Annotated in this window: 18 protein-coding genes and 1 tRNA gene; 5 read left to right on the top strand and 14 right to left on the bottom strand. The window is 50.5% G+C overall.

Going from position 1 to position 21253, the window contains the following annotated elements; all coding sequences use genetic code 11:
* Window positions 1-1030 precede the first annotated feature (1030 nt).
* Window positions 1031-1456, bottom strand: a complete 426-nt coding sequence (locus QP965_RS03865) for a hypothetical protein (protein WP_284844283.1) — start codon at window positions 1454-1456, stop codon at window positions 1031-1033.
* Window positions 1457-1793: 337 nt separating this feature from the next.
* Here QP965_RS03865 and QP965_RS03870 point away from each other — a divergent pair, with 337 nt between their 5' ends.
* The gene (locus QP965_RS03870) at window positions 1794-1952 is read left to right on the top strand and encodes a hypothetical protein (protein ID WP_284844282.1); all 159 of its coding nucleotides are present in this window, start codon (window positions 1794-1796) and stop codon (window positions 1950-1952) included.
* A 347-nt stretch (window positions 1953-2299) separates the two neighbouring features.
* Here the strand turns inward: QP965_RS03870 and QP965_RS03875 are convergent, their stop codons facing one another.
* From QP965_RS03875 to QP965_RS11520, 5 genes are all read right to left on the bottom strand, one after another.
* Entirely contained in the window at window positions 2300-3802 is a 1503-nt protein-coding gene (locus QP965_RS03875; protein WP_284852684.1) for a hypothetical protein, read from the bottom strand.
* Window positions 3803-3869: 67 nt separating this feature from the next.
* Window positions 3870-6071, bottom strand: a complete 2202-nt coding sequence (locus tag QP965_RS03880; RefSeq protein ID WP_284844280.1) for a glycosyltransferase family protein — start codon at window positions 6069-6071, stop codon at window positions 3870-3872.
* Window positions 6072-6338: 267 nt separating this feature from the next.
* A complete protein-coding gene (locus tag QP965_RS03885; protein ID WP_284844279.1) occupies window positions 6339-7109 on the bottom strand; it encodes a DUF6270 domain-containing protein in 771 nt (256 codons plus the stop codon).
* Between the two features lie 151 nt (window positions 7110-7260).
* A complete protein-coding gene (locus QP965_RS11515; RefSeq protein ID WP_350309233.1) occupies window positions 7261-7854 on the bottom strand; it encodes an IS3 family transposase in 594 nt (197 codons plus the stop codon).
* A 2-nt stretch (window positions 7855-7856) separates the two neighbouring features.
* Window positions 7857-8108, bottom strand: a complete 252-nt coding sequence (locus QP965_RS11520; RefSeq protein WP_350309475.1) for a helix-turn-helix domain-containing protein — start codon at window positions 8106-8108, stop codon at window positions 7857-7859.
* Between the two features lie 515 nt (window positions 8109-8623).
* Here QP965_RS11520 and QP965_RS03890 point away from each other — a divergent pair.
* Window positions 8624-9571 carry an ABC transporter permease gene (locus QP965_RS03890; RefSeq protein ID WP_284844278.1) on the top strand — a complete coding sequence of 316 codons (948 nt, stop codon included), beginning with the start codon at window positions 8624-8626 and terminating at the stop codon, window positions 9569-9571.
* Window positions 9561-10409, top strand: a complete 849-nt coding sequence (locus QP965_RS03895) for an ABC transporter ATP-binding protein (protein WP_284844277.1) — start codon at window positions 9561-9563, stop codon at window positions 10407-10409. The genes QP965_RS03890 and QP965_RS03895 overlap by 11 nt, the downstream gene beginning before the upstream one ends.
* Here QP965_RS03895 and QP965_RS03900 read toward each other — a convergent pair.
* The 4 genes from QP965_RS03900 to wecC all read right to left on the bottom strand — a co-directional run bounded on the left by QP965_RS03900 (window position 10394) and on the right by wecC (window position 16472).
* The gene (locus tag QP965_RS03900; RefSeq protein ID WP_284844276.1) at window positions 10394-12073 is read right to left on the bottom strand and encodes a glycosyltransferase family protein; all 1680 of its coding nucleotides are present in this window, start codon (window positions 12071-12073) and stop codon (window positions 10394-10396) included. The two genes, QP965_RS03895 and QP965_RS03900, sit on opposite strands and share 16 nt — an antisense overlap.
* A 216-nt stretch (window positions 12074-12289) precedes the next feature.
* The gene (locus tag QP965_RS03905; RefSeq protein ID WP_284844275.1) at window positions 12290-13717 is read right to left on the bottom strand and encodes a glycosyltransferase family 4 protein; all 1428 of its coding nucleotides are present in this window, start codon (window positions 13715-13717) and stop codon (window positions 12290-12292) included.
* 1 nt (window position 13718) lies between these two features.
* Window positions 13719-15014 carry a glycosyltransferase family 4 protein gene (locus tag QP965_RS03910; RefSeq protein WP_284844274.1) on the bottom strand — a complete coding sequence of 432 codons (1296 nt, stop codon included), beginning with the start codon at window positions 15012-15014 and terminating at the stop codon, window positions 13719-13721.
* Window positions 15015-15206: 192 nt separating this feature from the next.
* Window positions 15207-16472, bottom strand: coding sequence for a UDP-N-acetyl-D-mannosamine dehydrogenase (gene wecC / locus QP965_RS03915; RefSeq protein WP_284844273.1), 1266 nt, complete (start codon window positions 16470-16472; stop codon window positions 15207-15209).
* A gap of 217 nt (window positions 16473-16689) precedes the next feature.
* Between wecC and QP965_RS03920 the strand changes: the two genes are divergently transcribed.
* Window positions 16690-16762 (top strand) — tRNA-Asn (locus tag QP965_RS03920).
* Window positions 16763-17220: 458 nt separating this feature from the next.
* On the opposite strand, the gene QP965_RS03925 is transcribed toward QP965_RS03920, so the two are convergent.
* From QP965_RS03925 to QP965_RS03940, 4 genes are all read right to left on the bottom strand, one after another.
* Window positions 17221-17886, bottom strand: coding sequence for a DUF1707 SHOCT-like domain-containing protein (locus QP965_RS03925; protein ID WP_284844272.1), 666 nt, complete (start codon window positions 17884-17886; stop codon window positions 17221-17223).
* 38 nt (window positions 17887-17924) lie between these two features.
* Window positions 17925-19106 carry a non-hydrolyzing UDP-N-acetylglucosamine 2-epimerase gene (gene wecB / locus QP965_RS03930; protein ID WP_284844271.1) on the bottom strand — a complete coding sequence of 394 codons (1182 nt, stop codon included), beginning with the start codon at window positions 19104-19106 and terminating at the stop codon, window positions 17925-17927.
* Window positions 19107-19193: 87 nt separating this feature from the next.
* On the bottom strand, window positions 19194-20435 hold the full coding sequence (locus tag QP965_RS03935; RefSeq protein ID WP_502869243.1) for an acid phosphatase: 1242 nt from the start codon (window positions 20433-20435) through the stop codon (window positions 19194-19196).
* A gap of 163 nt (window positions 20436-20598) precedes the next feature.
* A complete protein-coding gene (locus QP965_RS03940; RefSeq protein ID WP_284815474.1) occupies window positions 20599-20748 on the bottom strand; it encodes a hypothetical protein in 150 nt (49 codons plus the stop codon).
* Window positions 20749-20904: 156 nt separating this feature from the next.
* Here QP965_RS03940 and QP965_RS03945 point away from each other — a divergent pair, with 156 nt between their 5' ends.
* The gene (locus QP965_RS03945; protein ID WP_005324241.1) at window positions 20905-21186 is read left to right on the top strand and encodes a hypothetical protein; all 282 of its coding nucleotides are present in this window, start codon (window positions 20905-20907) and stop codon (window positions 21184-21186) included.
* The last annotated feature ends 67 nt before the right edge of the window (window positions 21187-21253 follow it).

Consider the following 21253-nt stretch of genomic DNA (forward strand, 5'->3'; position numbering starts at 1 on the left):
TCAAGCTGGCGATTTCAGGATTTTCCATCAGCTTCTCGCTGATCTCGTTGACCCTCGCCGGGTCATGGCTTTTCTTCAGTGACACCGTAGTCATTATCGGTGAAACTCCTTCTAGATCAGAGCCTCACACACAAACTTCCTGACACCCTCTACTGAATGGGGCGTCATAAAAAGACCCGAGACCGCCGCCCTTAACCACAGAATTGTGTAGGAACCGCCAATAAAACTATGCAGCCCACTCCCCGATCCTCTGCCTCGTGAATTAGCCCGCTGCACCTCCTTTAACAACGCCGCCATTGCCGTCGTTATCCCCAGCATGCTCATCGTGCAGCGCAACTTCCTCTTAACCGAGCGTGTCAGCGACCTACTGAACATGCGCCACGGCAGTGTGCCGATTACCCTAGCCACATTGATTATCAATAGCATGCAACAGGAGCTTTTAATCCCCCACGATAGCTCGCTGTCAACTTTACAACGCCCCCAGTTGTCGCTCAGACTGCCCTTCGTATCACAATCACTGCCACTACGGACGTAACCCTTTCTACTGGTTGTTTCTATCCCCTTTCTGCCAAAAAGTGTTCTTCACCGAGACTCACCACCAATCCTTCACATCCCGGTCAAATCTTCTTGGCCTATTCCAGATTTTCTAATCTCCCTAAACTGAGCAAACCCCGACACTGCATTCGAAGTCTTTCGCAACCTGTTCCGTGTAGGTCTTCGGTATTTTATGAATCTTTCCGGAACCATTTGACCCAGAGGCTTGCTTGATACAATGGTGCGTTATTAGAGCCTAAATCAGGGTAAAATTGGGTTTACACATCTGAATTCTCAACCCCGGTAATTACGACGATTACTGCTCAAGCGGTCCTAATCTAAAGGGACGTCTCCGTACTGATGTACATCACCAAACCTGGGACGAGTGCCACGACATCCCAAAATGTCTTCAGTTGCTTTGCCACTGGGCTGAAGGAACTCCAGCGTGATAGCGAAGATTTCTAACGGAACTCAGCCCCCAGCAAACCCGCTACCCCTACTCTTCCCTTTCCCTTTTTCTGGCTTCCCTACGCTCGCGCCTTCGAGTACGTTTCGCTTTGCGAATGTCGACGACCCAACGCGGAACAAAAGGCCACGGAAGCGGGATCCCGAAACCACCCGTCATCCCGACAGCTCCGATAAAGACAGCTGCCAAGAGCACAACCCGCAGCACTGAGTCGACAAGCTCAGGAGGATTCATGCTTTCAACCAACCCTACGGCACCGCCAACACCCATAATTAGCGAGCAGTAAGGATAATAGAAGAGGACGCCATCACTTGCTGCACCTTCCCAGGCGCTTTCGTCGTACCACTCTTCCGATCGGGGATTCCTCCGCACGTCCAGGATGTAATAGGTCCAGAAGAGCACCGCGACAAACACTAGCCCGACGTATACGAGCAGCTCGGTAATATCCGTGTCCATAGAATATGGCCTCCTGTAGCTGCTGGTGGCAGTATGCAATAAACGCTACCAGCGCCCGCTGAGTAAGGCATGAGACTAAACAAAATACGTATGCAGAAAGCACACCGGCCACGGAGAAGCCTACAGGCCCAAACATTTGTCTCGCCTGTAGTCCTGCGCCCTTAAAGCCTTTAGCGTGCCCGACTTCCGCAGCATCCGCGCCGCGCAAACGCCCCCGCCTTCACTCTGCTCACCATCGAGTCCTCTGCTACAGCCTCGCTTGCCGACGCCCCTTTCCACCCCGCCCACAACGCCCCAGTGCTTTTGAGTCCCAGTTCGCGCTACGCTCGCCCGCGCAGTGGTACACGATGTGGCCTACCTGCCGAACGGCCGCACGCCGCTTAGCACTGCTTCCTGCATAACCCCCTTCATCCGCACCGGCGCACCGCACCTCCATGAGGCTGCCGTCATGCTGCGTGCTGCCTACAGAGAAATCCACGCCGAGGGGTTCAACTAGGACGACATCTCAGAGCACAAAGAGGGCTCTCAGAATTACAAAACGGGCCTAGTCCTAGAGTTTGGCTGAGGCATTCCCGACCAACCTATGACCTTGAAACGGGGCCTGACCCCCGACGTGTCCACTTTCCGGGGTCAGGCCCACCATTTAAAGACATGGCTCTACTTTGCAAGCCCCAATCGAAGTGGTTTAGCAAACAATCCTTCTTGACAGCGTTCGACTACAGACAATTCCACGTCCATCGAAGAAACCGGCGCACCTTCTCAGTCGTACACGTTCACCAGCAGCGATCAGGAAAGCTCAGACCTTCCGAACTTTCCAAATCCAAAGTATCTACACGCATACCATTAATAAACAGTTGAGCGCTTCTGAATTTCTTCGTAAATGGATTTATCAAACTGGTGTACTTCAGGCACTGACAGCATAGCCTCAATCATCCGCCGAGAATTCATAGGGAGCGCGGTAGAGACGCTCAAGTCATATTCCGAATACCCGATGCTGGCCCATTTCGACAAGCGATGCTCCCAGTGAAACAGATCATAGAAATTAAACCCCTTGATCTTTTCTTCACTAAATTCCGTAAACTCTGCATAATCCGCCATCAGCTTTAACAATTTGGGGTCATACTGAATATCACTGTTGGAGAATTTCCTTGCCAAGACCTCAGGGGTTATAGCTTTACTCTCCCTCTTTCTGAAGAAACCAGTACCGATTCCCCCACCTATCCCGATAACGAGGCTGGCATCCGCTACCAATTGGTGATAAAAAGCTGAAGCCAACGTAGGAAATCTAGCCCAAGTGGGAAAAGTGGTGTTATAGAGCTTACCCATTTCTTTCCCAGTTAATGCGGTAGGAATACTTACAATTTTGAAAGCAAGGTTAGACATTTCGGCCAACTGATTTGCCTTTAGCAAATCTTTAAAGGTCGAAGTGTTGTTCTTTTCAAAGAAATGGTAGGTCATACAAGTAGCGTCGTAATCTTGCAGAAGATCTAACCCCACCGACAGTAATGCGCGAGAGTCCCGACCTGCCGTCAGTGCCAAATATGATTGTTTCGATTGTTTAAGCCACGATTCGAGATGAAATCGTGTCTCATCGATGAACACATCCGTGGCCTCATCTACGCTGAGGTTAGGTAAACCTGCCCGCGGATATACTCTCCTTTGGCTTTTCCTGAAATTTCGAAGCGATATGTCCAAGGAGTGGTTTGCGAAAACGGTAAGACACACATCATGAGGAAAAACTAACCCCGGAAGGTACTTGCCACCACCGCTAACATAGTCTGGATGCTGCATCACCCAAGCTTTCTCATCGCTGTCATATTCGCCAACTGCCGCGGCGATCAAGGCCGAGTGCGAAGAGACTGCTAAGCGTTTATCGGTCTTCGCATAATAAGCGGTCAAGCTAGCCATAGGATCGACGAAGATTCTACAGTTCTCTTCGTCCCAACAAATGAGGACAAATCGTCCGCCAAGTTCCTCAATTCGACTATCAACACCGTTAAGGCCCTTTCGAGAAAGAGTCCTTAAAACATCGCAGGCAACGCCCTGAGAGTTATCCAAATCAGCTTCGCTGCTAAAAGCGGTCCCCAGCAGTAGCACCCTACAACCAGTTTGTTCGTCGCTCACCGACACTCTTTCTAAAGCAGGTGAACATGCTAACGCTAGAGACCCCACCCGCTCCCTAGGCCATTCCTCAGGAGCGGCCGCTACAGCATCCAGATCACCGAACAAATATCCGCGATGAAACCTGTTCGCGTAAGTATATTTAGCTTCTGGGGTAATTGAATCCGAGTACTTCTTCTGATAACCCCTCCAAGCAGCTCCAAGCTGCCGAATTCTCTCGCTCAAGTTCTTCCTTTCGGTTCAAAATCTTTTGGTGCCTTCACATTTCGTAGCCATCAGCAGGATCAATCCGTCAGACTGCTAATTGATCTTGACCATTGCCTCTGAAAACCATCCGGCCGGTCGCAAAAAGCTGATCGTCTGAGGCTGTCCAAGTGTGCCTCTCCTTGTTGGCAAACCTGTTCACCACAAAATTGAAAGAATCGGCTGAATAGATTAGTCCCCCGCCTTCTCGAATCTCTTTGAGAACGGTGGAATCTTCTGACTTTCCCAGCTCCGGGAACTGAAACTTTTCAAAAGTTTCACGCGGTCCCGCAAAAGTCGCTCCTCTTACAAAATCTGTGTAACGATGTTCATGCGATTCGTACGTGAGAATCGTAGCGTCACGATCTTCAAAGTAGATATAGCTAGCTGCCTTACCAACCAAGTCAGCTCCAGAATACCTTGCGGCGAAGACCAAGTCCTGAATGTAGTTTGGGCCATACCAATCATCGTCATCCATTCTGACGATAAATGATCCGGTAGACATGGAAACCAAACGGTTGAGATTTTTTCCCAAAACGTCTTCTACTGGGGCAGTTTCGACGAGGAGCTGCGTAACATGGCTTATTTTTTGAATTTCGACTCTTGCCCAATCAGGAAGCTCAAAACCATGGGTTATAAGCACTACCTCGAATTTCACGTCGCTTTGACGACGAAGATTCTCGACCAGATACGGTAGCGAGACCTCGCGGTTAGTAGTGATAATCACGGATATGCTATCTGAGTATCCGGTGGACCGTCCACGCCCCATGCCAATCACGTTTAAGACCTTTTCGACCCTATGCGCATAGGTGTGGTTAGCCCAAATATTTCTCTGCGCTCGATGCACGCGTTGCTTCCTAAATTCCTCGCTTCTTACTAGTGCACGAATCTTATGTTTAGCGTTACTTTGGTCACTTACCGAGGTAATCTCACCGGAATTAAAGTACGTGTTGAGGGATGGCGAATCAGGGCTGACTACGGCGGCCCCACATGCAGTCGCTTCGAAAATACGGCGCGCGCACATTGATTTAGAGTTAGGCACCGAATTTACGTTCAGAACTACTTCGTAGGCATGGTACGCGGCTACCATTTGATCATAGGTCAGGCTCCCCCGAACAAACTTTTGCACCTCTTCCGGGAAGCGATACTTTTCCTCTGTTGTGTTACGCGAGTAAATATCCAAGCCATATTCGGCAGCCGCGGGAAGTAAGTAATCCATCTGTGCTCGCCTTTCGGGATACTTCTCTCTGAAATACATCCCACCAAAAACCGATTTTCCTGCACGCTCGATAGAAGAAATTCTTGCGGGGTTATGGTAGTAAGGTTGAGCGGCAAAAGGAAGTACATGTACTCGTTCGTGCCCTAACTGTTCAATATATTTTGGTACGCAGTCTTCCTCAGTTGTGAAGACATAATCGAACAGCTTGGCCGTTCTTAGGAAATCTTCAAAATGTGGCGGATCCTCTTTATTCCAGAATGCAGTAGGAATCCCGCGCCTCTTACATTCTTCGATTAGGGTAACAATCTCGTTTCTTGGGGCCATAGACCCCACTAGCTGGTACCTCCAATCGCCTCCGTTCCCTTCCCACGCGCTCTCAACAAACAAGAGATCAATCTTTTCGGTCTCCAAAAGATCCATGAAATTAGTCCGCTTGGGCTCAACTTGGTGCCACTCATGCCTAAAAGCTGCGGCAGTAAATTCATCTGCAATCACCATCGCAGTGACATCGAAAGTAGGCATCCCACGCTTCGCGCTAGGTATGCTATTCAATCCCTCGAAGCCCAAAATTGAATCCAAGACCGGATCACTAACTGCGTCTTCGATCAGCTTGTCCGGTTTAGGCACCGAAGTGACCGTGTCTTGATCCTTGGAGAGCGCAATCACATTTGAAGACACCTGTCTAACAATGGGAGCCATCCTACCTACTGAGCCGGCGATATTGTTTATGGTGGTTTCGTTTTTTACTGCCTTACGATTAATTCTGTCTAGCTTCGTAGTGTGTTGCACGAGAATCTCATGGTTTGCATTCCCGAGTTCCGCACTTCTTTTTTCCCTGCTTTCAATTCGAGCTAGGTGCCGCTTTAAATCTACCAACCACGCTTGGTTGACCACCGCCAATATTCCGACTAAGCCTATAAGTATCCACGGGAACTCGCCTGGGAAAGCCAACTTAAGCACTACAGCTATAAAAATTAGCGCAACTACTAATAATATATTTTTAAATACGGTTTTATTTGCAAATCTTCGCATATCAGTTCTCAATCTTTGCTAGGCCAGAAGTTCATCTCCCAAACTTCCGGCGTCCACTATAAGAGCTTTCATATCCGCGGACAGCCAAAAGTCATCCACCCAATCGAATACAAACAATTGCATTCTAACAGGTAGGTATAGGCTCGGTGCGACCCTTTAAAATATACCGGCACACTTGGAGTCCATAGTTATTCTTTTCCCACAAATCCTGTCCGACACTCGAAAAAGTTAAATAATCATTAAAACTGGAACTTTCCCAACGAGGCCTCAACGACGTATCTCTTTAACTTTATCTAAGAGCCTAGACTCCATGGTTTTATACGCTGATGAGGTGAAGTGAAACGGAGCCGCACCCCACCGGTGATCTGGATCAGCGACTGTATGACTAACCCCGATGACCGGGAACTTCATCCTTCTAAGCTCACTGTAGTATCTGGAAAAGATTTCGTTCTTTCTTTCTATATCTTTACTACGGCGCCTAGAGAAAGACCGGCCATCCGGAAAATGCTCCGCCCACTCAGGAGCTAGCACCACAACCTTCTCGGTCAAATTCACTTGCTTAAGGTACGCAGCGAAAAGGGAAACGGCTCCTTGCCAACGAAGAAAATGCTCTTCAGTGCCAAAATCAATTTTCCTTGCTCTTTTGACGGATTGCTTTCCTCCACTATTCCTTGTTAACTCAGCTGAATTTGTGACTATCCCACCGCTAGGAAACTCCCAGACACCATTTCGCTCTACGATCAGGTCCCAAATCAGCAGCTCCATATCCGAGTATTTACCAAGCTCTGCCAGCAAGTTACCAATAATGTCCCCCTCGAGCATCCTCTTTTGGAAAGGACTTGCCAAATCAATCCGCTCTATATCTTGCTGTGCACTTCTACCTACAGAAAGTAAGGACTGGCGGGCCACATATCTCTGAAGAGAGAAAGCATTTGGCCTAGCAAAAGCGATAGTATCCCGACTGACGCAGCCTCCGAATATAAAAGTTTTAACGCTTTCCGCTGAAAAAGACTGGCCAGTCTGATCTTCAAAACTCATGCCACGATTCTAGGCCATTCAAACCTAGATCGTTTGGAGAGCAAACGAGAAATAAACCCCCAACAAGATTCAATGAGATTCGAATCCCCTAATAAATCGATACTCAAGAATTGGTGTTGGGTTTTCCGCAATTCGTGGGCACGTAGTGGAATTACCTAGTGGTTAGGCAGATATTTCTTTTCTGCTGGTGGTAAGACCAATGTGGTTCTCGAAGTCGACAAGGGCTGACTATCCCTTGTGCGGAGTGCCGACGTTGCCGGTTGTAGAGTACTTCAATCCAGTAAGCAACGGCCTTGCGTGCGGCATCACGGGCTGGCCAGCACTTACGGTCGCAGAACTCGATTTTAATTGTCGCCCTGAACGACTCAGCCATCGCGTTATCGAAGCACACGCCGGTTCGCCCCACAGACTGGGCAATGCCCGGGTTGCGGCAGTCCGCCCAGAGCTTCTCGCTGGTAAATTGGATTCCACGATCAGTGTGGAACACCAGCCCAGCAGGAACGCCACCGCGCAGCGTATGTGCCATTCGCAGGGCTCGTTCGACCAATCTTGTGTCTTGAACGCTATCCATAGCCCAGCCCAGCACCCTACGGGAATGGCCGTCGCGGACTGCGCGTAAGTACAAACAGCATTCACCAGTGCGCAGGTAGGTAATATCCGACATCCATACTCGGTTGAGCTCACCAGTATCAAACATGCGTTTAACCAGGTCAGGGAGCGTGGATTTACGCTTGGCTTGGATCATTGTCACTGGAACAAGGCACGCGGCGAAATCCCTTCATTTCTCATCGGTCGCATCCGCTTAGCTACAGTCTTGCGATTCAATGTGATCCGGTAGCTCTCGGTAAGTTCTGCGGTGGTCCGCGGAGCACCACAAACCTCATCGGAGTCTTTCCAAATCTGATGAATCTTGCGGTCAACGTCGTTGTAAATTGTTGCACGCTCATCTTTTCCGAATAGTTGTTTCTGGTGCGTATGGGCCCCATTTGTAGTATCCAGACCGAGACACTTTTAATAGCCGTGCCATGCGCTTGATGCTGTAGTTCGCCTTCTCCTGCCGCATTAATTGGAACTTTTCTGCTCGCGCTGCCAAAAAGCAAAGGAGGCTGTCGTTTTTGACAAAACTCATTATTCATCTTGGCTTCCGCCAACTCAGGGCGAGTATCCTCAGCACGAAGATCAGCCCCGCGCATCCCATCTGAAGCTCCTCGGCGTTCGCGCTCATTTTTACCCACTGGCCTAAAAGGCCCGATGCGACGCCAATCTCCTTAGCCCATGAGCGATCGGAGGTACTGACTCGATTACTAGGCTCGCGGCTTCACGTCGACAGGCCAGTGTATACTTCTTGCTCTGTTGCCCCACAATGAACATCCTCTCCTACGGACACAGGATCCGCACAAATAGGGTGTCCACCAAACGAGTGGTAACCTCACAGCGCACGGCTTTGCTAGGCACTGGTCGCCTTAGCTCGTACTATGGTAAGGAAAATCGTTTTTCCAGGAGTTCGTTACCGCATGATTAGACGCCGTTCTAGGAGCACACACGCCCAATCTTCCAGCTCAGTCGATGTACAAAGCTTAGTTCTGAGCAATGAAATGGAGAAAAGTAAAGAGTCAGCAATTTTGGTGTCTCGCGAACCCCTTGAGACCATTAACGCCCTCCCGCGCTTTTCAGATTACGTTTCCCAATTATGGAAGCTACGTCACTTTATTTACTTCGACGCGCGTAGCAAAGCCTTTAAGTCGTCTCGCGATTTACTGCTCGGTAGAGCCTGGATTATCATTCAGCCGCTTATCGACGTCATGATTTATGCTTTCATTTTCGGTGTCATCCTCAAGACTTCAAGAGGAATCGATAACTTTCTTGGATACCTAACGATTGGCGTAATTTTCTTCGGCTTCATTACAACTGGTTTAAATAGCGGTACGAAACTCATTCAAAGCAGTTACGGCCTTATATCCTCATTTTCTTTCCCGAAAGCCGCGCTTCCTATTGCCTTAGTTACTAAGCAGTTCATAGATAACCTTCCCCCTGCAATTATTTCAATTGCCCTATCTTTCGTTTTCCAGTGGCCTCAAGGCCCCACTTGGAGGATATTTTTCATTATCCCCCTTTATATTTTGGCCCACTTACTAATTTTGGGCGTCATCTTCATTGTCGCTCGGTTAACAGCCTTCATCCCAGACCTAAAAGCGCTGGTTGGTATTCTCAGTCGCGCACTGTTTTTCACCTCAGGCGTATTTTTCTCCATCGAAAGATTCAGCGGTAGTCCTACGGCGCAAAAGATAATGGAGAACAACCCAGGGTACATCTTCCTACAAGCGTGCAGGGACGTCACTATTTACAATAAGCTTCCTGATCTATCCTCCTGGATCCATTTGATTGCTTGGAGTTTTGGGCTCCTTATCATTGGGTTTATATTCTTCTGGAAGGCTGAAGAAAGGTACGCGAGTGTCAAATAAGACAACAGTTGTTGCCAGAAAACTTGGCAAGTCTTATTTCGTTTCTAAAAACGGATCTAACGTAGGCCTTTTCCGAAGCCGAATGAGAGAAGTTCGCGCATTGGAGTCAGCATCATTTGTTGCCCACTCGGGCGAATCCATTGGCATTCTAGGAAAAAATGGCTCGGGAAAATCAACCCTTATTCGCTTAATGGCCGGGTCGGAATCCCCCTCTCGAGGAGAGGTATATGTCTCCGCCAAACCGACTATGTTGGGTGTTTCTGCGGCTCTCCAGCGGCAAATGTCGGGTCGCGATAATACGAAGCTAGGTCTACTAGCTATGGGCCTTCAACCTGATCAAGTTAACGAGCTTATTCCTAGCGTAATTGAATGGGCGGATCTTGAAGACGCCATTGATAGACCGCTAAAAACCTACTCATCGGGTATGACAGCTCGCTTGAAATTTGCGATTGCCACGTCAGTCAAACGGGAGATTCTCCTTATTGATGAGGCACTATCAACTGGTGACTCAACATTCGCTGCAAAGGCCAAGGAGCGAATGAACGACTTCTTGGACACAGCCGGAACCGTTTTCTTGGTCTCCCATGGTGCTACCACTATTCAGGAACATTGCTCACGGGCAATTTGGCTTCACGAGGGAGAAATGATTGCTGATGGGCCTGCTCAACAAGTTGCTAAATCTTACCGAGTCTGGGGTAACCGCGCCGCGACTGGGAAGGATGAAGAAGCAGACGCCATCATCGAAAAGATGCGAAGTAGATTCGAAGAGCCAAAGATAATCTTCGACGACGAAGCGGAAAGGGCCCTAAATAAGGGCTCCACTCAGAAATCGAAATGATCTCTAAAGGTATTAAAAAGTACTACCTCGCTATTGGCTAAAAATTCTAGGTCTTTAGAACCCCAAGTGTGATTTGTTTTTCCTCGGACCTGTAGGAAATTAAAGCGATCCGCAGAATAGATGCGCTTTCCTGCCTTTACAAGGCTAGAAAGGAAGGCAGAATCTTCACCATTTGTTCTATCTTCAAAACGGTGAATTTCAAATGTCGAACGAGGACCAAATAGGGTTGGGCCTACGACGAAGTCAGTCCAACGATGTTCCTTTACCGAGTTTTTTAGCGCAATAATTGAGCTTTCCTCTAAAGACACATACACAGCCTGCTTGCCAACAAGATCGGCCCCAGAGAATTTCAGAGAATAGTACTGGTCAAGAAGATAATGCCGGCCGTATTCATCATCATCATCCATTTTCGCAATGTAGTCGCCAGTGGAAAGCTCAACCAAGCGATTTAAACAATTGCCCAGGCTCTCGGCGGAGGAAACTTCCACCACTTTAAGATTTCGAACATTACTTTGCGCTTGCAGTTGAGGAAGATCGACTTCTTGTTCATCAAAACCGTGAAGTGCCAAGCACAGTTCAATTTCCACACCACATTGTCGCCCGACTTGTTCAAGCAAATGCCGAATTTGGTTGGGCCGGTTAGTGGAACTTATAACTGAAATCCGCGGCTTTTCAGTCTGCTCGTTAGCGAAACCAAGTGTCTTTTCAAGCACAAACTTTGCTCGCTTTTCATAAGTGTGCTGAGCCCAAATTTTCCGCTGCGCTTTATGAACTATTCGGTCACGCAGTTCTTTCGAATTCACTAGAGCCCGCAGCAGGTGTTGCGCCTCGACTCCATCGCTCACTGTTGGTAGCTCTTCTTTGTTGAAAAATTGATGTATCGCTGCGCTGGGGGTACTTACAACGACAGTTCCGGAAGCCAAAATTTCAAAGACTCTCCTAGAACACATCGAAGTGCTGTCCACAACCGAGTTAACGTTCAGAAAAACCTTGTGTTGGCGGTATGCCGACACCATTTTCTTATAGGGCAAGCCGCCGACTACGTACTTATCAAATGGCGCCGGGAACTGATAACGCTCATCCCCACCTGAATATCGCGAATAGATAGTCAATCCTGCCTGCATCCGCGGAGACACTGCTGCGGCGGCGCCCAGGAGTAAGTCCATCTGCTCTCTGCGTTCTCGGAACTTGTGCTTAAAATACATACCCGCAAAAGCAATATCTCCGGGCTTTTCGTCGCCGCTGAGCCGGATGGGATTATGCAGCTTTGGCTGGGCTGCAAAAGGCAGACAATAGATCCTGTCATGCCCTAATTCTTCGATATATTCAGGAATTTTTTCCTCGGCGGTGGTAAAAACTACGTCGAAAAGCTTTGCTGTTCCCAAGAAATCGTGGAAATGAGGCGGATCCTCCTTATTCCAGAATGCCGTCGGAATCCCCCAACGTTTGCATTCTCTAATGAGCTCTCCCAGCTTTTCAGAGGGAGCGTTCTGTCCTGCGAGTTGATATTTCCACTTTCCGTTGTTTCCATTCCAAGAAGACTCTACGAAAAGAAGGTCAATTTTCGGCGAATTGCTATCAGCCAGTTGTGACTCAAATTTTTCTGGGTCGAGGGGAATAGTATGGAATTCTTCACTCCATACCTCGAGGGAAAAATCATCCATGATGACTCCAACTTTCACAGAGCCAAAGCTTTGGCTTTTAAAACTTGGAGGAAGTGGCTTTACATGTAGTGGGTCGTGAGCATTCCTCAAAACCAGTTTGTTATTTAATAGCCTGAATGCCTTCTGCCGAGTATTGCGAATTCCATTCGCCTTTGTATTTCGAACTGCCTTAGTAAGGCCACTGCGAACAGTGGTCAAATAGTATTCAAAATTCATCTACTGACCTCCAGTCAGTTCGCTATACAACGCTTCTAGTTTCTTCACGTTATATTCCCAAGTTCTGGTTCGCAGCCACTGGTCAACTCGTTCCTGGTCTATCTCGACGTTGCCGTCAAGAATCATCTTTATCTTTCTTACAAAATCTTCCAATTGCTCGGGTGCAAAATAGACCGCAAATTCTCCAGTGACTTCATGAAGTGCTGGGAGATCTGATGCCAAGACTGGAATTCCTACTCGCAGGGCTTCCAGAGGTTTGATTGGAGTTACCCTCGCAGTAACTAGGCTAGAAATTCGTGGTACAACAAAAACGTCAAGCGCACGATACCACTCACCTATCGATTCAGTTGGTTGCTTCCCAGCGAAAACTACCCTGTCGTGTACTCCCAATGATCTGGCGAGTGCTTCAAGTCGGCGTCGCTCTGTTCCATCACCTACAAAAAGAGCATTAACTTCCACTGGCAGGTAGGGCAATGCCCGTATAACGATAGATAAACCCTCGTAATGCACAAGACTAGACACGGTCCCGATATATATCTTGTTGTTATCGAGCAATGATGAGACAAGCTTTTGGGCCGAATCATGGCATTCCGTGGCTTTACCGCCTTCAGGCAGACTATTCGGAATTACCCAAGCCAAGCGTGGGTCAATTCCGTTTGAAACAGCATTTTCTTTTGCCACCTCACTGAGAAAAATGGCTCTGCCTGCTTTCCTCGCCGCTTCCATTTCTTTTTCGTGGGCATAGTTATAGTATCCGGATGCAGCAGCCGCTTTTCTTTCCGCAGCTTCAAACTGGCTTAGCCACGTATTCTCCCGCTCTCCCCTCACTTCATAAACCCACGGAATCGAAAGCCGCTTCGCCACCTGAGATGCTACGTATGCATTTCTAAAGTCAGTAGTTGTATGAATGACTCCGACCTGCTCTGACTCAGCAATTTTCGTCAGTTCTCGAATTTCCTCTCGAGCACGAAGCCGACTGCTCGGAAGGAAAAACCGCGGAATGATCCGACGATAAATAACACCTTCGAGTACATCTTCCCTAGACTTTGGGATACGGCCCACGACCACAGGATAGCCAAGACGAGTAACGCAAATTATCTTTCTTGAGTGTATTTTGTTATGCGCCCTGAGCATCCCATGAGTCCGTACGGTGTAACCCGATTGTGTATAGGGCGTCGAATTATTAGCAAAATAAAGTACTGCCTTCCGCTCATCTTTCGAGCGCCTCGTGCTTCGATGAATTTGTCCCGGCAATTCATAGTTACGGGGTTCCTTGGTACTCCAAAAAGGCGCAGAAGTTTCATTCTTAGAGGCCGTGCAAAGGCGAATCCCAAACCGCTGCTGTACCTTTAGGCAGAATTCGATGGGATTTTCCCACAACAGGCTGATGATGACTGATGGAAGGGATAAGTAGGGACGAAGCCACATCCTACTTATCTCCAAGAACGTTATAAATGAAGGAATGAAGTTTTTCTGGGGCGATTTTAGTCCTTTCTTTTTCGACCCATTCTCTGCCGAGACTTCCTACACGGAGTTGACTAGGATTTTTTGCTAACCGTACCCACAGGGCAGCAAGCTCTTCGGGCTTTTCAGGAGGAACAACTTCACCTGCATTGCAGCTTTCAATGATCTCCGCGGCTTCTCCCGCCACTACACCGGAAATGTGCAGGCCGGATGACATTAACTCATAAGTTTTTGAAGGAACGGCTCGCTCTAGAGGCTCCCAATCGGTTAGATGCACCAACGCAGTATCGGCCCATTCGTAATGCTCATCGAGCGCATCAGCTGGCCGGCGAAAATAGAATTCGGCACGAACCTTGAGTTCCTCAGCCATTTCGCTCAAAGCTTCTTTCGCAGCCCCGGCACCCACAAATCTCAAATGAACATCAACACCCGCAGTAGCGGCTATCCTCGCCGCTTCAACGGCATTGGCAAGGTTTTGAGCTCTACCGATGGTCCCTGCATATAGGACATTCAATGCCCGCTTGCCATCTTCACTCACGTAATGGTGTACAAAATCAGTCCGCGAGGGAAACACATTCCGGATAGTTACTAGGGGTATTTCACGGCCGCTTTTGGAAAATCTACCCCTTAGGTTTTCCTCCAAATGGCTCGAGGTCACCATCACTCCGCTCGAATGTTCAAGAACCCAGTTAACCGATCGATCCGTCAACCATGAAGCACCCTGTAGTGGTCCATGCGAAAGGAGCAATTCTCGAAACGAGCGGGAGCCGACACTGTTATTCCACTGGTCAGATTGAGACAGAAGATCTGGCCAAGCGTCGCGCAAATCAATTACGTACGGAGTACGCATTACCTTCGACGCAAAATAAGTAACTACAGCAGTAGGCAATGCAGGCACGGTGCCGATGATTACGTCTGGTTTTCTAGAAGAACGGCGAATACTCAAAACGGACAGTTTTAGCATCATGCCTATAGCAACCGTAAGCTGATTCAGCGCCTTCTGCGTTAATGAATTTCCACTTGGAATGAAAAAGGTTCGATGAATTCTTTCACCTGAGGGACCAAGCTCTAATTCTTTCCAGCCACGTCCAATAACCTGTCTCACCCAAGCTAAAAGCTTCAGATTCCTACGATAGTGCGGAGGTGGAGCGATGACTTCAAGCGCAAATTCGTCCCTAAGCAGATCTGAAAGCCAAGTCCAACGCCGTTGAGGTACGCCATTTTCCGGATACCAATACTGCGATATCACCAGAATTTTCAAGAAAGGCTCCCACCTTCGCTCAGACCAAAAGGGAACTAATATCCTAACCAAAATTGTCTACTCAAAGACCAATTTGCGCCTATTAGAACATTATAAGCCACGGTCTCAACGGAACGTGGCTTAGGGAGTACTTCAACTCTGTAGAGAGCCTGGGAGGCACCGAATTAGTTTGGCGCCTCCCACGAATCACTATTAAGAGCGCCAGATGCCCTTAGTGTCGATAACTGACTTTCCCTCAAGCAAGGCGGTGTCCATCTGGAGGAACTCCTTGTGGTTAACCAAAAGTAGAACCACATCTGCATCATGTACGGCAGTTTCTAGTTCCTGCTTTTTCAAGTTAGGTACCGAGGAGAGCGAATCAGGCAATTCCGCAACATTCGGTTCGACTACTCGGATATCTAGATCTGGATTCTCCTCACCAAGCGTTTTCACAATACTCAGCGAGGGGGACTCTCGAAGATCGTCGATATCGTTCTTGAAGGCAATACCAAGCGCCGCAACCGTGGAGCTCTCCTTGCCTTCAAGCGCAGCCTTAACTTGCTTAATTACCCAAGCTGGCTTTCCATCATTAACGTCTCGAGCCATCTTGATGATCTTCGCTTCTTCAGGAACGGAGGAGACGATGAACCAAGGGTCAACTGCGATGCAATGGCCGCCAACTCCAGGGCCCGGTTGCAGGATATTTACTCGTGGATGATGGTTAGCCAGTTCGATAAGCTCCCACACGTCGATTCCCAAGCGGTCACTGATCAGCGACAACTCATTAGCGAATGCGATATTCACGTCCCTAAAGGAATTCTCGGTGAGCTTGGCCATCTCAGCTGTCGTGGCATTGGTCTGCAGTAACTCAGCAGTACAGAAGGTGCCATACAAATCAACAGCAAGCTGTGTACCCCGTGGGGTCAAACCACCGATAACGCGGTCGTTGTTTTCCATCTCTTCCATAATCTGCCCCGGCAGCACTCGCTCCGGACAGTGCGCTACGAAAATTGCATTTTCGTCGTCTTCATCAAGAGACAGGTCAGGGCGAAGTTCAAGGATGTAATTCGCCATATCTTCGGTAGTTCCTGGAGGAGAAGTAGACTCCAGGACAACCAATGCACCAGGACGCAGGTGCGGGACCATAGCCTCAACCGCGGAATTGATGAACTTGGTATCAACCTTGTGGTCTTCCTTGAAAGGAGTAGGAACGCAAACGATATACGCATCCGCTTCAACTTGTTCGGTCTGGGCTACCAAGTACCCTTCATCTACAACTCGTTTTAGAAGAACATCGAACCCTGGCTCAAAGAAAGGTACTTCCCCTTTGTTGATTGACTCTACAAACTTAGAATTCACATCAACGCCGGTGACATGAACTCCCTTGGAAGCAATGAACGCAGCGGTGGGCAATCCGATGTAGCCCAATCCAACCACACAAACTTTTTCAAATGTCTGAGGAGACTCTTCAGGATGCATGAATACCTTTCTCGAATACTTTCAAACCCATACCCTACACGGGATCTAAACCTCGATCAGCGGGATATCCTACTGCCCTTTCAGTGAGAACCATACCTCCTTCGCATGGCCCTGTTTTTAGCTTCTTACAGGCGATTTGTGTCTAACCCTTCATTCCCTATATAGTTAATTCTCGTTGCACAGAGAACAGTGAGTTCGATGTACAGCTTACGCATATTCCTCCATAGCTCAGTTGGCAGAGCATTCGACTGTTAATCGAAGGGTCACTGGTTCGAGCCCAGTTGGAGGAGCAAACAGACACCGCCGAGTAAAACGCTTGGCGGTGTTTTTAGCTATCTCCGCCCAGGTGCCTACTAGTAATACACCCACCCTACACAGTCAATTAGAAGTTTAAGATGACTAAACGAGCGTCAACTGGGTTTCGCACCTACCGAAAAGATGTCCACAAATCATCCCCCTTGTTGAGAGTGAATCATTGAAATTTCTCTGCTCTCAACTCCTTTGCTTCTCTGCTCTCAACTCCTTTGCTGATGCATCCGCTGTCATCCAACACTTCACCGGCCAATTCGCAGTGGACGACCAGAGCACTAGAGCCAACGAGGAATAGACTAGCGATCTACTAGTTGTACACACCCCTAAAACGACTTAAGAATGCGACAAGAGTGTCCCCGAAAGAACTCGGCAGCCCAAGATTGTCGCACTCTCACTGAAGACCACATCGTCTTCTACTCATCGAAAATAGTATTTTCTACGCACCGTAACGGCGCCCCACATGCACATCCACTCCACCAAATAGGCTGAAACAATTCACGATAATCTCGGGCGCGTCTACCGGAAGGTCATTCGGGTGGATGGCGCCGTGCTCAACCTTGAGATCGTGGCCGCCAAAGAGCCCGAAACCGCCGACGCGGACTCGGAAACCTTCGGGGATGTAGACATCCGCCCCGCCGAAGATTCCTACGGCATTGATGGTGGTTGTACGGTTGCGCAAAGCAACTCCAGTGAGGTCGATGTCCACGCCGCCAAAGGCTCCTACAGCGGTTAATGTGCTTGCCACTGCCCCACCATTGACCGTAGAGCCGCCGAAGATTCCCAGTGCTAGGGACTGGGGCTGGCCGACCGAAGGCTGAATCTGCTTTATGGCCTGCTGCACCTTGGCAATGGCGTTGGATTCTTGGTTGCCAGAATAGATGCTGGTGACCTCGCTGCGATCACCAAAGAGAAGTAACTCTGGATCCTCTACAAGGTCCGCTAAGGGTTCGATGAGCTCGCGACGGGTTGTGGCATCCTCACAATCGGCTGACCGTGACTCAAATTCATCGAGGTTGATTTGACCGGCCGACAGCGCATCTCCGAGGATGTCGGCGGCCTTCATGCGGTCTTGGTGGTTACAGCGGATATCCAGGGGTTTCATACCACTATGATATCCGCTATTTCTCCCTCGTGCGCAGGTTATTTCTTATTCTGGGCGGCCTCGGAGGAATCAACCTCGGGCAGGAAGTCGTCTACGCGCTCGCCTACTCCAGTCAGCTCCGCGATGGCGGCAACGGCGCGCTGCGCGCCCTTGCCATCGCCGTAGGGGTTAACGGCGTTGGCCATGGCTTGGAAAGCGGCGTCGTCGGAAAGCAAAAGCTTAGCCTCGGCCACGATGAGCTCACGGTTGGTACCCACCAGCTTCACGGTGCCGGCGACAACGGCCTCGGGGCGCTCGGTGTTTTGGCGCATAACCAGAACCGGCTTGCCCAGAGCGGGAGCCTCTTCCTGGACTCCGCCGGAATCGGTAAGGATGATGGTCGCGCGGTTTTGCAGCTGGGTGAACTGGTCATAAGGCAGTGGATCGGTAATGATGATATTCGGTAGGTGCTCAACCTCTGGGAGAACCGCTTCGCGCACCTTAGGATTCAGGTGCAAAGGCAGAGCGAAGTTAATCTCTGGGTAGGCCTCAGCCAGATCCTTGACTGCGCCGCCGATCTCCTTCATAGCTTCCAGGTTTTCGCGACGGTGGGTGGTCACAACAACGAGGCGCTTGTCGGAATCTGCGGCCTCCTGCAGAGCGGGATCCTCGAACTTGGTGTCCCAGGATGCTGCTTCCAACAAGGCATCGATCACTGTGTTGCCGGTGACCACAATGTCCTTGGAGCGCACATTCTCGCGACGCAGGTTTTCCATCGATCCAGCGGTAGGAGCCAAGTGCAGCTCGGCTACCTGGCCGATGAGCTTACGGTTAGCCTCTTCTGGGAAGGGCGAGTGGATATCGCCGGTACGCAGGCCCGCTTCCAGGTGCACAATTTTTACGCCGCGGTGGAAGCCAGCGAGTGCTGCGGCCATGGCGGTAGAAGTGTCACCCTGGGAGATAATGACATCCGGCTGTTCTTCCTCAATGATGGAATCCAGACCCGCAATCGCGCGGGAGACTATTTCATTGAGCCCCTGGCCCGGCTTCATCAGGCCCAGATCGTGCTTCGGGGTGATGCCGAACATGGAATTGACCTGCTCCAGCATTTCCTTGTGCTGACCGGTGGAAACCGGAATAGAGTCAAAGCGCTCATCATTATCCAATGCTTTGATCACAGGGGCGACCTTAATGGCCTCCGGGCGGGTGCCGTAGATGGTCATAACCTTGGGCTTAGTCAACTTACTTTTCCTTTTTGCTTGATGGGGATACTTCTTTATTGAACCATGTGCGGGAGCACTGCACCCCCGCGCGAATTGTTGGAATAGCTAACCGCTGACCCTCACGCCGCCGTCTGGGGTGATGGTCACCGTGGCAGCCATGGCGCGGGCTAGGTCGAGGCGCTGCCAGGAACCGCCTTCTGCCTGCCAGTCCAGCGGGTTGCCGGCTGGGCGCGCGGTCTGGCGCAGCACCTCGGCGCGCTGGCCCCAGCTAAGCTCTGGATGGGATGCGGCGAGCAGCACCGGGGCGGCCTGTGGGACGACCATCGGGGCGTCGGTGCGGTAGCGCGGGGCGAACTCGTAGTCCATGAACTTTGAATATTCGGCGACTGCATCCTGGGTGGAGCGGTAGTCAGTACCCTCTTCCCTATCCTGGGCCACTAATTCTTCCACTGTTTTGCCGGTGCGCCCCTTGATCTCTTTGCGCACCTCCATCGAGGCTTGCCACAGGGCGTTGCGCATGCGCTTGTCATTTAAGCGATCGGCCGCGGCAGCCTGGCCAGTCATGCGCCCGCCAATGACATCCAGCGGGTAATGCACGCCCAGGACTACCCGGTGGTTGCCGGCCTCCGCACCGCGCAGCATGAGCTGTGGGCCTACCTCGGGTAGCATGAAGGACATCAAGGTGGTAATCCACGTTGCCTGATTGGTATGGCCCGAGGGGAAAGCTGGCGAGGTGGGATAGAGGTCCTTTGAGCCATCGTCGTAGCGGTTAATCGCCTGCGGCGCGCGTTGGTACGGGCGCTGATAGTTGAAGTAGTACTTCTCAGACATCGTGGAATTGGCCAGCCCGCCTGCGCGGGCCGCATAGCCATTACCTAGCAGGTATTCAGTCTTGGGCAGGCGGTGCTCGGCCAAGGCGGCGCGGAAGGCGCCGCCGAGATTCTTGCCCATGGAATCAGAGACGGCGTTGAGCACGCTGGTCGAGCTGGCCTTGGCATCGGCCTGCGCGCGGCGAACCAATGCGGGGTCACCGGCTGCGGCGTTATTGATGGCCACGGCCTTGTCCATATTTTCCTGGCGGATTTCTGGCTGGGTCTTGATGTGGTCAAAAAGCTGGATTACCTGCCAGTAGTTGCCAAATTGATAAGACGAGACATCGGATTCAAAGCCCGCAATATAGTCCGCGCTAAACGGCTCTGGAACCGGGGCGCCGGGGTGCTGGACTGGGGCTGCGCCAGTGGTGTGCTGGGTGACGGGCTCACGCAGCTGGGGTACGGTTACGGGAAGAGCGGCAGCCGCCGGTGCGAGGGATACAGTCAGCCCAGTGGCCGCGCAGAGGGCGAACACGCGGGCTGCGGGTCGCAGTTTATTCCGATAGTTCAACGTAGAAACCTTTAACTAGCATCAAATTCCTACGAATAATATCCAGCTAAAGTTAAGGGGAAGTGAACGCGACGCTAAACTCGCATGCACAATTATGGATTGCTAGGTAGACCTTTGCGGTCACCGCTCAGCACTCTTCAGGCCAATTGGGGCCTTGGTGCGCCGCGGCGGCCTCCGGTTGGTGGCCGGAGGATTCCGCAGAAATGCTCGCGGTAAAAAGCGCGGCCAGCGCCACTGCTGAGGCCGCCGCCGAATCCCTGCGCTTGTTATTTTCCACACACTTAAACTAGCGCGTATTCCGCGCCATGAAAAGTGCTAGTCCACTGCGGGGCTAGCGCTATCCCTCACTCGTGGTTGGCGGCGCGCGGCAAGGCTTCGCGGTAGGCTGGTGGGGAACTTTTACTCGCACAGGAATAAGGGGACACGCTAGATAATGATCCAATTCGTCTTCGGCGCCGCAGCAGGATACGTTTTTGGCACTAAGGCTGGCCGCAAGCGCTACCACCAGATCAAGGGCGCCTACGAAAAGGCCGTCAACTCCCCCGTGACTAAGTCCGCTGTTACTTCGGCACGCAAGGCGGTGGCTAATCGCCTGGACCCAGAACCGCGCATGCGCGAGGTTCGCGATTTGTCCTCCAAGCGCAAGGGCAAGGGCCGGCTGCGCGGATCGCAGGTGGATAATGCGGACCGCATTTATGAGCCCGATGAGGACTAGGTCGGTTGCAGGTTAGCCTGTAAGCCTCCTCCCCTCCCCTCGGCGCGCACCTAAACTGGGTTCGTGC

This window comes from Corynebacterium sp. MSK074, assembly GCF_030229735.1.
In the GTDB taxonomy this organism is placed as follows: Bacteria; Actinomycetota; Actinomycetes; order Mycobacteriales; family Mycobacteriaceae; genus Corynebacterium.